Origin of the sequence: Paenibacillus sp. FSL P2-0089 (genome assembly GCF_038595095.1) — a bacterium.
In the GTDB taxonomy this organism is placed as follows: Bacteria; Bacillota; Bacilli; order Paenibacillales; family Paenibacillaceae; genus Paenibacillus_AQ; species Paenibacillus_AQ silagei.
The window spans coordinates 2614189-2627164 of sequence record NZ_CP152006.1 but is presented as its reverse complement, the minus strand read 5'-3'; the positions used below and the strand labels follow the sequence as shown (position 1 = coordinate 2627164).

General features: G+C 52.4%; 6 protein-coding genes. 4 read left to right on the top strand and 2 right to left on the bottom strand.

Annotation, left to right across the window (positions count from 1 at the left end):
- The first annotated feature begins 356 nt into the window (after positions 1-356).
- From NST69_RS10555 to NST69_RS10545, 3 genes are all read left to right on the top strand, one after another.
- Positions 357-5576 (top strand): S-layer homology domain-containing protein, encoded by a 5220-nt coding sequence (locus NST69_RS10555; RefSeq protein WP_342549212.1) that lies wholly within the window; start codon positions 357-359, stop codon positions 5574-5576.
- Positions 5577-5780: 204 nt separating this feature from the next.
- The gene (locus NST69_RS10550; RefSeq protein WP_339313706.1) at positions 5781-6338 is read left to right on the top strand and encodes an XRE family transcriptional regulator; all 558 of its coding nucleotides are present in this window, start codon (positions 5781-5783) and stop codon (positions 6336-6338) included.
- Positions 6339-6392: 54 nt separating this feature from the next.
- A complete protein-coding gene (locus NST69_RS10545; protein ID WP_339313705.1) occupies positions 6393-6872 on the top strand; it encodes a YbaK/EbsC family protein in 480 nt (159 codons plus the stop codon).
- Between the two features lie 540 nt (positions 6873-7412).
- Here the strand turns inward: NST69_RS10545 and NST69_RS10540 are convergent.
- Both NST69_RS10540 and NST69_RS10535 read right to left on the bottom strand, forming a co-directional pair.
- On the bottom strand, positions 7413-8837 hold the full coding sequence (locus tag NST69_RS10540; protein WP_342549211.1) for an alpha-L-fucosidase: 1425 nt from the start codon (positions 8835-8837) through the stop codon (positions 7413-7415).
- Between the two features lie 238 nt (positions 8838-9075).
- A complete protein-coding gene (locus NST69_RS10535; RefSeq protein ID WP_342549210.1) occupies positions 9076-11091 on the bottom strand; it encodes a beta-galactosidase in 2016 nt (671 codons plus the stop codon).
- Between the two features lie 213 nt (positions 11092-11304).
- Between NST69_RS10535 and NST69_RS10530 the strand changes: the two genes are divergently transcribed.
- On the top strand, positions 11305-12951 hold the full coding sequence (locus NST69_RS10530) for an extracellular solute-binding protein (protein ID WP_036724891.1): 1647 nt from the start codon (positions 11305-11307) through the stop codon (positions 12949-12951).
- The last annotated feature ends 25 nt before the right edge of the window (positions 12952-12976 follow it).

The window sequence follows — 12976 nt, the reverse complement described above, 5'->3', positions numbered from 1 at the left end:
CTTTCCCGCCACCCTGCTCTGCATGTCTTTTTTTTACTCTTTTCGTTCCCTTTTTTACATGTAGGGGGATTACGGAGAAAGGGCTGGCAGAATTCTACGGCTCCCGCATCAGCTTCCCTGTCTGCCCGCTCCAGGCAGTAACCCAGAGACGTAAAGAAAGGAACAAAAACAGTAAAAAAGCTTGATTTTATAGTAAGGGTCATTCACTTAACATTCTCGGTGAAGCGAACAGCCATGACAGGGAGGTTGCGGTGCCTATGCGGAGATAAGTGTTAGTGAATAGAGAAGTGTTTCAAGTGCGCAGACCGTTCTATTAGGACAGGTATCCCCAAAAAACAAAAAGAGGTGAGTATCTATTGAGGCTATATCTTAAGCGTTCACTGATATCTATACTGGCAATTCTGACTCTCCTGCCCTCCAGTTTGGCAAGCGCTTCCACAGCTCCGGCCGCAGACCCGGTTCCTGTGGAAGATTCTGTATGGGTGACTGATTCGGAGTTAGTGACCACTCCGGTTACGGCACCTGATTCCGATGAAACCCCTGCTTCCCCGGCGGAGCCGGATGCTGCTGCGGTGGCGGATGCTGCTGCACTGCCGGAGGCTGCTACTGTTCAGGAGACTGCGCCGGATCAGCTCCAGTTGAAGACCGCTGCTGAGGCGGCCCCGCTGTTCCAGTGGAGCTTCCGCTCCGGGCAGGTGCTTGCCCGCACCTCGGTGGTAAACAGCGTCTACCCCGATGCGGCCGCTGAACACGCCGAGCTTAAGGGAGTAGCTGCCATTGTCTATGACGACCAGCGCGGAGACGTCCTCTCTTTACCCGGCGGCGGGAACGGTACTGCCTGGCTGAAGCTGCCCGATCAGCTCTACAGCAGGATCAAGGATGAACTGTCCATCTCCTTTTGGGCCAACATCGACTCTTCGGCTAACGCCTATAACCGTCTGCTGTCCTCCACAATTGCCGAGAAGGGGCTGAGCAATGCCGGGGTAAGCGGCTGGCAGGACTCCGAGTTCATTATCATCGCCGGGGACGGCACGTTCAGCAACCGGATCTATACCGGCACGAATCCAAGTCAGATTGCCAGCTACAAAGGCGATATCGTCTGGAACCGCAACCCGGCCAAGGGCAAGTGGCAGCAGGTGACCGTCACTATGACCAGCAGCGGGGCCTATGAGGTATACCTGGACGGTGTTCCTGTTGGCATCAAAGGTCTGGATCAGAGCAAAAGCTCATCTGGAGCGACCATGCCCTCCGTTCTGGAGCATTTCTTCTCGCGTGATTATCTGAACGCCCTGAAATTCAATGATTTCGGCAGATCGCTCTATACCTCAGATGGAGATATCAAGGGGAAATTCGACGATCTGCGGATCTACAATGTCCAGTTAAATGCCGCTCAGGTAAGCGCACTCTATGCGGCGACGAAGCATGAAGAGAACACTTCAGCCAAGCCGGCCAAAATCTCGGTCGATCTGGCAGACCGCTCGCTCGGACCTGTATTCCATGGCTCTTCCGGCGCACTGTATGCGATCAGCGAGCCGAATGTGCCGGATATCAATACACTGATTCCGATCAAGCCCTCGCATATCTCCCAGAAGCCGCCGAATGGCATCCAGCACCCGACTGGTGACGCGCTGCGGGTGTCGGACTATTTCTTCGAGGCTGGCGGGGAAGCTGTCAATATTGTCATGCAGGATTATTATCAGCATTGGTACTATCCGTCCAGAACGGCTAACGAATATATTCAGGAAGCCGTCATTCCGATTACAACGGCAGTCAAAGCGTATAAAGAGCAATGGGCGGCGGCGAATCCGGGGCGGGATGCGGATGCCAGATTCATCTATATCCCGTTCAATGAGCCTGAGCAGAACAATACCCGTTATCCCCAGCTGCTGGCGGATAACCAGACAGGCAAGAATTCAAGAGCCGTATTCAACAGCGACTGGCTGGCGGTAACGAAGAAAATCAAGGAGATTGACCCAGGTGCAGTCATTTCTGGAGTAAATCTAACCCAGTACGGAGCCAAGGTATTCGAGGATTTCATTCCCTACTGCGTAGAGAATGACTGTCTGCCGGACATTATCAGCTGGCATATGCTGTGGGACAAAGCCTTCAACCAGGCTCCCTCGAACGTAGCAACCTTCCGGACGGTGGAAGCGGGGTCCGTGCAGCGCTATAAAGAGCTGTACCCGGACCGGACGGTTCCCTTCCCGATCAAGGTGGACATCAACGAGTATGCCGCTACCTCGGAGATTGCCGTAGGCGGATCGCTGATTCATTACATTGCACGTTATGATGAGCTGAAAATGAACAGCATGCTGCCGTATTGGAACACGGCCAACTCCTACGGGTCCCTGCTCGCCGGGCAGAACGAGCCTAACGGGGCATGGTGGCTCTACAAGTGGTATGCCGATATGATGGGCGGCGACATGGCCAAGATTGAGGTCATCAACGCCAGACATGAGAATGATGCCTTCGGCCCCGGCTTGTACGGGCTAAGCTCCATTCAGGACAACAAAAAGCAGGTCAGTATCGCGTTCGGAGGCACCCAAGGAGACGGCCAGATCGTGTTCAATAACGTGACAGGCAATGGGAACAGCCCCTCCTTCCTCACAGAAGCAGAAGCGGTGCATATCACCGTATGGCATGCTGGATATACGGGCTTGACCGGATTTCTCGTAGAGCCTACCCAGATCCTGGACCGTGATTATCCCGTCAAGAACGGCTCGGTCACACTGGATGTCAACCTGAACGATTACACCTCGGCGTATTATGCAGTCATTACTCCGGCTGTAGATCATGCCCCGAAGGAGACTTTCTATAAGCGCTTCGAGGCTGAGAATGCGCAGGTGCGGACCAATGTGACCCTGACGGATCACTATCCGCGCAAGAGTACCGGACGCTCCGCCTCGAACGGCCAGTACGTCCAAGGCATCAAGGCTGCGGACAGCCTGGTGAAGTGGACCGATGTTACGGTTCCGGCAGACGGGAGCTACCGTCTGGATCTGATTGGCGGCAGCGGCGCAACCTCCACCCTGCGCAATCAGTCCAATACCGGAGATGCGAATCAGCGCATCAATTCCGAATGGTTCATCAAGATTGACGATCAGCCGGCAACGAAGGTGGTTCTGCGTGCGGATTACAACATGCAGCTGCTGGGAGGCAATACGATCTTTGCCGATCTGACGCAAGGAACACATTCCATCGGCATCAGCAAATACAACCCGGATACGGGAGAAGCAGGCCAGGGCGAATCCACCCTTGACGCAATCGAACTAACGTATAGCGGCTTACCGGGCGCACACCCCAACTACCGTGTGCAGGCGGAATTCGCCGACTACGACCCTACGCTGGGGTTGTCGAGAGAGAGCAGCCTTGAAGGCTTCGAGGGCGCCGGATATGTGACCGGTTACGGCAGCAGCCAGGAAGCCAATACCCGCTTTGTGGTAAGTGTGCTGCAGGACGGCATGTATGATCTGCAGATCCGCTATGCCGCATCTGGCGCGGGCAAAATGCAAATTCAACATGACCGCAAGCCGCTCGTGGATCTGCCTGTTGCGGATACTGGAGGACAATGGCAGACCGCTACAGTCCCAACCTTCTTACGCACAGGCATTAACCTGGTTGATGTACGTTCCAGCGCTGCGCTTAGTCTCGATTATATTAACGCAGCCTTCGTCAACCAGACTTCTGTATATTCCGTTGAGGCAGAGGCGGCAACGGTCGTAGGTACTCCAGCCGGCTCCGAGCTGCCACTCATCCGTGAGGATGCCTTTGCCAAATACGCTTCCGGCGGCAAATATGTGAACGGCATTACCTCCTTCGACGGAGCAGAGCGGTATCTGGAGCTTAAGGACATCACGGTGTCCAAAGCAGGCACTTATAAACTGGTTGTTACCTACGCGAACGGTGAAAGTGCGGGGACCCATGCTTACAACAATGACGTTGTTGAACGCTATGCGCAAGTAAGCGTCAACGGCGGCGAGCCGCAGACAGTCTACTTCAAGAACACCATCTCATGGCAGCAGTTCGCCACACAGACCTTTGATGTTGAACTGAAAGCAGGCACCAACAGCATCCGTTTCTCCAATAATAATACGTATGACGGCGGCTCCAACCCTTATGGAGGAACCGGGGCGCAAGGCTTCACTCCTTACACAGCGGTTCCGCGCCAATACGCGCCTGCGTTCGACCGGTTCGATATTTATGCGCGGCATACGCTTGCGATTGACGACGGCGGCAATAACGGCGGCGGTGATCCTGGCGGCGGTAACAACGGCGGCGGTGATCCCGGCGGCGGCAACAACGGCGGCGGTGATCCTGGCGGCGGTAACAACGGCGGCGGTGATCCTGGCGGCGGTAACAACGGCGGCGGCGATCCTGGCGGCGGCAATAACGGCGGCGGCGAAACTGACGGCGGCAATAACGGTGGTACTAACGCCGGTAGTGGCAACGGCGGTAACCCTACCATTGGTTCGATCACCCCTGTTCAGCCGGAAGCACCAAGCGGCAGCGGCCATTTGACCGTCGAAGCAGAGGTGACAGGAACTACTGCTACAGCCACACTGGATGCGCAGAAAGTAAAAGCGGCAGAACAGATCACCGTCTCGTCTCCGCTCGGCACCTTCCACTTCCCTGTAAAAGCGGTTGATACCGCAGCTTGGGGACAGCAATTGGGAACCGGGGACTGGAAGCTTAAGGTCAGTATGACGGTCCTGCCGGAACAGCGGCAGCAAGAGATCCTTCAGGCTGTTCTGGCAGCCCAGGGCAAATTAATCAGCCCTGCCATTGAATACACGGTAACGGCTGAAGCCAACGGACGCACAGTGGAGATTCCAGGGTTCAAGGGCAGCTATTCCCGGGGCACCCTGCAGCTCGACAGTCCGGCAGACAGCCGGAATACGACCGTGGTCCGGATCGGGAAGGACGGAAGCTTCACCTTCGTCCCGGCGGTCTTCAACGGCACCGGTGTAACCTTCTACAGTCCGAACAACGGCACATTTGCGGTAATTTCAAGCAACAAGACATTCGAGGATATCAAGGGGCACTGGGCACAGGCATCCGTCGAAAAGCTGGCCTCCAAGTACATCCTCACCGGCTTAACGGACAGCAGGTTCGCACCGAACGCTACCACAACGCGCGCGGAATTCGCAGCGATGATAGTTCGTGCGCTGGGCTACTCCTCCTCCGATTCAGCAGATGTTTCGTTTAAGGATACCCCCTCCGGCGCATGGTACACCGGAAGCGTCGGAACAGCCGTAGAGCTGGGTCTGGTGCAGGGCGGAACGGACAATAATTTCCGGCCGAACGACATCATTACCCGCCAGGAGATGACCATTATTCTGGTTAAGGCGATGGCCCTTGCAGGCTCGCCGCTCCCGGCTTCAGAGCTTCAGCCTGCAGCCTTCAAGGATGCAGACAAAATTTCGGGCTGGGCGCAGCAGGATGTGGCCAAGGCGGTTCAGGCAGGCCTGATCACCGGTACACCTACCGGGCAATTCCAGCCGGGTCAATCCGCAACCCGTGCGGAAGCGGCAACCGTCATCCTCCGCTTGCTGTCACAAGCGAAATTAATGAACTAAGCTATGCTATCAACACCATAAAAATCAAGCAGAGCAGCGATTCTCCAATAACAGGAGAATCGCTGCTCTGCTGTTTTTGGTTTATGGAGGCTTGTTTATAGAAGGCAGCTTACATTTCTTGCACTTCATTTATTGGTCTTGCATCTGTGGTTTGTATGTTATAATATATTAAAAAATGTTATGACATACATCAGGAGTGATGCAGTGCAATCGCCAGTATTAGCTATTGGAGAACGGTTAAAAGAAATACGAGCAACTAGAAATCTTACACTTGAAGATGTTTCTAAACTTACCGATGTAAGTAAGCCCATGCTTGGACAAATTGAAAGAGGGCAGTCTTCACCAACTATTACAACTCTTTGGAAAATCGCAGTGGGCTTAAAAGTTCCTTTATCTTTATTATTGGAAGAGCTAGAAGAGGAGTGCAGTGTGGTTGATACACTGTCCAAAAACGCTATCCTCGAAGAGGATGGAAAAATGAGAGCCTTTCCTGTTTTTCCTTTTGACCCTACCCGTAACGTTGAAATATTCTATATCGAATTTGATCCCGGATGCCAGCATCCATCTAAAAAGCACCTTGATGGTGTGGAAGAATATGTTTTTGTGGAGCAAGGTATGTTAGAAATGGTAGTCAACAACAACAAAATTGTTCTAAAAGAAAAGCAAGCACTCCGCTTTCGGGCTAATGTTTCTCATTCCTACAATAATCCCTATCAAGAAACATGTGTCATTTACAACATGATTTTTTACCCAAGAGCATAGGCAAGTTTCATCTAAGATCTTCTAGAAAATATTTAAAAATGAGGTGTGATGATTATGGCAATTGAAAAAGTAAAAGATTTTTTCAAACAATATGGGATGGATTCTCAAATTAAAGAATTTGAAGTATCTAGTGCAACCGTGGATTTGGCTGCATCTGCATTAGGTTGTGAGCCAGAGAGAATCGCAAAAACACTTTCTTTTATGGTAAATGGACAAGCTGTTTTAGTAGTTGCCGCCGGGGATGCAAAAGTGGATAACAAAAAATTCAAAGAGTATTTCAAAACAAAAGCAAAAATGCTTTCTCCAGATGAAGCCATTGATAGGGTTGGTCATGCAATTGGAGGTGTTTGTCCATTTGCTATTAAAAATGATGTTTCTGTTTATCTAGACATCTCTTTAAAACGTTTTAAGACAATCTATCCAGCTTGCGGGAGTAGCAACAGTGCGCTTGAACTTACAATAAAACAATTAGAACAATACTCTAGTTATTCAGTGTGGATTGATGTATGTAAAGGATGGAATGATTGCACATAAAACCGGAGTTTCCTTGGTATCTAAACGCATAGCAAGCCGCTACAGCTCATTTTGCTTCTTCAACAATCTTAGCCAATTTCTTTTTACTTTTGATGGTAGATCGTGTACGGTAGTAGCATATAACTCGCCCCATAGCGGCCTGTAGCAGACTTTCACCGCCAAGTTTCCATCCATGGGGACGCTCTCATAAGTGAATTGGAGGTGTGATTAATGAAACTAATTCGTTTAATGAAATCATTCCGATTTTGGTTAGTTTTAATTTCATTTGTTGCTATTGTTGTAAATATTTCAGGGAATGACGACTATAACATCCTGTTGGCCATAACTAGTCCGTTGGTCTGGATATACGAATCATCTCATTTTGTACGAAAAACAGGCATTCCAATAGCAGTAGTCTATCTCACAACATTAGCTTTCTGGTATCTTGTTGGTTTCATTCTGGATCGACTGTTACAAAAAATAAGGAACAACAAATCCTAGATAAAGGGGCGTCCCAAGCAGCCATTACATGGCTTATGGGACGCCCCCTGCTATCTCGGCTTACTCCACCGCGCTCAGATACACTTCAAATGCGGATAAGGTCGGGCACCAGCGTGATTGATCAATGGTCAGGCGGATCTGCCTTGCCGTAAGCTCCGGGAATTTGAGAATACGCTTATGTCCGATAACCGTACATTCACAGAACCTTCTCCAGGTAGCTCCGTCCAGATATTCCAGATGAAGCTTTTCGATACGCTGGCCTGACTGGATATGCTCCTTGAGCACGATCGTATCGAAGGACTGCTCCACATTCAGGTCAAGCTCAATGGAAGCCTGCTCCGTTCCTTCCTTGGGGCACCAGAATGTATCTCTGTTCCCGTCCAGTACCCGGCCGGCCGCATTGGCCTCTCCCGCCGTCTCCGTTGCGGCGGCCTGAGCCCCCGCAGCCAGATTATACTCGAAGGTGGACCGGATTACCTCTCCCAGCTCGGCCATTCGGCGGGCATCGTTCTCATGAATGAGACCGCGCTTGTCGGGCGGAAGATTGAGGAGGAACGTCGAGTTGCCGCCAACCGACTTATCATAGATGTCCAGCAGCTCTTCGAGGCTGCGGACCTGGTCGTCCTCAGCAGCGTGGTAGAACCAGCCGGGCCGGATCGAGGTATTCACTTCCGCCGGATACCAGACGAGCTCCTTCCCGGCGATGGCTTCCCGGCTGCCCAGATTCTCATCGCGGGAGTTGCTGCGTCTGGCGAATTCGCCGTCGTCCACATGCTGCGACTCTTCCTGGATTTTCTCGCAATCCTGCAGCTCTGCCGGAACGACACTCCACTCGGACTCACGGGTATGGCCGGCCTCATTGCCGCACCAGCGGACGTCCGGACCGCATACGGAGATCACCGCGCCCGGCTGCAGCTCCCGGATCACCTCATAATATCCGTCCCAGTCATAGACCTGCTTCAAGCCATTCGGACCTTCACCGCATGCACCGTCGAACCAGACGCAGAAGATGTCCCCGTACCCGGTTAACAGCTCACGTAATTGATCCTTGAGATATTCGTTATACTCCGAAGTCCCGTACCGTCCGTCATGGCGGTCCCACGGAGACAAGTACACCCCGAATTTCAGTCCTCCCTCACGGCAGGCATCCGCTACCTCCTGTACCATATCGCCTTGGCCATCACGCCATGGACTGTGCTTCACGGAATGCCCGGTATGGCTGCTGGGCCAGAGACAGAAGCCGTCATGATGCTTGCAGGTCAGGATCAAGCCTCTCATTCCCGCCGATTTACACACCTCCACCCACTGTTTGGCATCAAATTCTTCGGGATTGAAGATTGCCGGTGCTTCGTCGCCGAGCCCCCATTCCTTATCGGTGAACGTATTGATTCCAAAATGTATAAATGAATAGAATTCCAGCTCCTGCCAGGCCAGCTGCCGTGGAGAAGGTACTACTTGCGCTGCGATTCTGATATTATCATTCATCCCTATGCTCCCCTTTGATAGTAGTCTATATAAGACGCACTTAAGATTTGAACTTGAAGCTTCGTCGTCACTGCGGTGAACATTTGGACTTCCGGCCGCTGTTGTCACCAGATTTCTTGATTTTGAACCGCTGTTCGCGGGTGAAATCCGTTGACAAAGGCGGACGCTACCGCTCCTACAGCTCCAAATTTCCCCTCCGCTTCTTTTGCTTTTTGTTTATTTCTTTAGTGCTTCTTATCTAGTACGTTACCAGCTCTACCTCATAAGCGCCCAAAGTCAGCGAATCCGCGAAGCGGCTGCCGGACAGCAGCCCGGATGCCTCCCTATCCAGCTGTATGGTCTGCTCTATACCGGTGGTGTTCACACAGAGTAAAGAGCCGTCTTCCAGGCTGCGTGCGACCACGCCTGAAGGGGTAACCGGACCTTTCTGGATGCCAAGCGCCGGGTACAGCCTATCAAGAAGCAGACTTAGAAAATCGGCATCTGCCGGTATCGCGACATAGATCGCCTCTCCCTTGCCATAACGGTTCCGCGTGACTGCGGGCGACTTCTCGAGTGTATTCGTGAACGAAGCCACAGTCTCTGCCGTGCGGGCTTCCAGTATCTCGTAATAGCTGATCTCAGGCTGACTTTCCTGCTCCCCGAGGAGAATAGCCGGCTTTTCCCGTTCCAGATGAAGCTCTGTCTTCTCAAGACCTCCGGCATTCTCCGCAGGCGTATGGCTTCTGGTTCTCATGAAGGCTCCGCTGCGGATGCCGAAGACATCGCTTAGCCCGCCGGGCATCGGGGTATCGAACACGCGGTTATGCTCATTGACCTTCGCAGAATACGCCGTCATCACAGCGGTGCCACCTGCCTCAACGAAAGTGCGAATAGCGGCCGCTGAGGCTGCATCCATGACGGCATGTCCCGGCACGATCAGAAGCTTGTAATCCTTACGCAGACTGCGCAGATTCACAATATTACAGTCCAGATTGGCCCGCTCCAGAGCCTCGTAGACCTGGAGGACTTGCTGGGTATAATCGGTCTTGTAAAAGCTCCGGTTGCCGTCCATCACCTTCAGGCTCTCGTACGAGTAGGCGATGGCAATCTGCGGAGAGGTCTGTCTGGGAAGCCCGCGTTCCTGCAGCAGCTTGAATTCCTCCGCGATTTGTTTGAACTCCTCATACTTCCAGCCCGGCGTGCCGTCATGATCCACCAGACCAAATACATATTGCTCCTCACCGCCCAGCATCGTCCGCCAGGTCCATGCGCAGACAGCCTGAGCCCTGTGGACAAGCGAGAGATAGGCATACATTCTCATGGCCAGGCGCGGGGAAGCGTAGCCTCCGAAGTCGCCAGTCTGGAATTCAAGACACCAGATGGGCTGGTCAAGCTCGCCAATGCGGTGATCCATGAAGAAGCAGGCGGCGGTCAAGGCCCGTCTGTCCTCGGGATTGGTGCCGGGGTAGAACCCGATACCGGGGAGATCAATGATCTCCTCATATTGCTTCAGATAATCGAACCCGTAGCCGGGATTCTCTGACCAGTGATTCGTCGATTCCCTGGCTTCAGGCGCGAACTGCCTGACAATCCGGCTCAGACCCTGCATATAAGCCAAGACTTCATCGGAATAAAATCGCCACATGTCCAGCACCCGTTCCGGCGCGCCATGAATCTGGCCGGAGACTGGAAGCACGACATCGTGGAAGCTGCTCAATTTGCGCGACCAGCGCTGGGTAGTCCATGCCCGGTTCAACTGGTCTACCGTGCCGTACTTGTCTTTCAACCAAGCTTCAAAGCGGTCTCTGGCCTCTCTGGAATAGGAAGGCGCTCCCGAGCCCAGCTCATTGCACAGTCCGAAGGCATACAGGGCCGGATGATTCCGGTATTTACATACCAGTGTCTCGGCGAACTTATACGCGTATTCCTGGAAGGCCGGGTGGCCGATATCCTCCATATAGCGTGTTTGCGCTTCCATACGGATGCCGTTTGTATCGGTCCGGTCAATCGCCGGATACTTCTTGTGGAGCCATGTCGGAGCCGGGCGGGTTGCGATATCCAGCACGACCTGTATACCCGCCTCGTGAAACAGATCCATGACTTCATCGAACCATTCAAACGTAAAGTTGCCTTCAGAGGGCTCAAAGCTGTCCCAGCACAAATGCCCCAGCCGGACAACGTTAAAGGATGCTGCCCGCATCCATTCAATATCTTGTGCCCATCTCTCCTTGGGCCAGTCATGCGGATGGTAATTCGCTCCTGCATACAACAATCTAATCACCGCCATATAAAAATAGTAAAATACACAAACTATATTAAATGCTGCCTTGATAATATGAAATATAATAAATGAATCAATTGATATAATAAAATGAAAGTAAAATAGAACGGCCAATATATTTGCATGAATCTCGCAATATTGTTATTTATCCCTGGGTCCCATGGGCTATATACTAAACAGCATCACATACAGGGAGGTCAATACATGAAGATAAAGTTTGCGAAGCAGGCGTCTATCGCCCTTGTGGCCGGAGTCCTGCTGACAGCTGTTGCCGGCTGCAGTGCGGCATCCGATCCGGGTCAGGCTGTACAGGGGGATCAGGGAAATACCGGGCAACAAGAGGCTACGATTACCTTAGGCCGTGTGGTCGGCTCCGACAACAAATTCAAGAATGGGGAGACCATCGAGAATAATGTCCATACCAAATGGGCCAAGGAGAAGTTCGGCATTGACTTTAAGGTAGATTGGACCGTAGGAACCGGAGATGCTTACACGACCAAGCTCCGCCTTCTGCTTAACTCCAATGAAAAGCTGCCGGATGTCTTCACCCTGAACGATCCGACGCTTGAGAATCAGGTCGTCGATTCCGGCAAGGTGATGGATATCGACGAGGCTTTTGACAAGTACGCTTCGCAGCGGCTTAAGGATCTGTACGCCCAGTACCCCGAAATATGGAATACGGTTACTTATGACGGCAAGCATTACGGCCTGCCTACCTTCAACGCCAACAGCTCTTTCAGTGTGCTCTGGATTCGCCAGGATTGGCTGGATACCTTAGGCCTGAAGGCGCCCGAGACTATCGCGGATATGGAAGCTGTAATGGATGCGTTCGTCAACCGCGACCCTGACGGCAATGGGATCAAGGATACCCTCGGATTATCCCTGTCGCTCAAAAAAGGCGTCACGGCCGTGAAGGACACCTTCATGGTATCCAGCGATTTCCTGTTCGGACAATCTGCTATCCCTACTTACTGGACAGAGGGGCCGGACGGCAAGCTTCAGTACGGCTCTGTTCAGCCTACAGTCAAGGAGGGCCTGATCAAGCTTAGCGAATGGATGAGCAAAGGCTATCTGGATAAAGACGCCGGGATCATGGATGAAGCCAAGGCGGCGGAGAGCTTTGTTCAGGGCAAATCTGGCATGGTCTTCGGCCCGACCTGGATGGCTTCCTATCCGTTCAGTGCGGATATGACCTTTGATTATATACCGGTTCCCATTCCTGCAGGCATTGACGGCAAAATGGGCTTTGGCAGTGAACCGCAATCCTCCGTCCGCTTCTATTTCAACAAGGATTTCAAATATATGGAGGCCTTCTTCAACTATCTGGACGCCATCATGGGACCCGGCTTCTACGATCCTTCCTCCGAACTGGCTAACGGCTGGGCCGAGGGCTACGACTATGTCATCGTGGACGGCAAACCGGTCTATGACCAGGACAAAATCCCGGGCGGATGGATTGATGTGAAGAAATACACCATCTACGGCAACGACATTCAGACGCCCAAAAAGGAGCTGGAGGTCATGGCCAAGCTCGGCCAGGGCAAAACACCCGAAACCCCTTACGAAATGTATTTCTCGGCCAGACCGAAGAAATGGGCAGAGGCTGCTGCCGTACTGCAGACTTACATCGACGAAGCCTCCGTATTCGATAAATATACCGGCCCTCCGACAGCAACCATGGCCCAAAAGGGCGAGCTGCTCCGCAAAATGGAAAGTGAAGCTTTCCTGAAAATCATTTACGGGCAAGAATCGCCGGATTCGTTCGACAGCTTCGTGGAGAAATGGAAGTCCTCCGGCGGAGATGATATTACCAAAGAGGTGAACGAGTGGTATCAGGCGCTTAACCAATAGAAGACTTTTGCCAAATGAACCTATA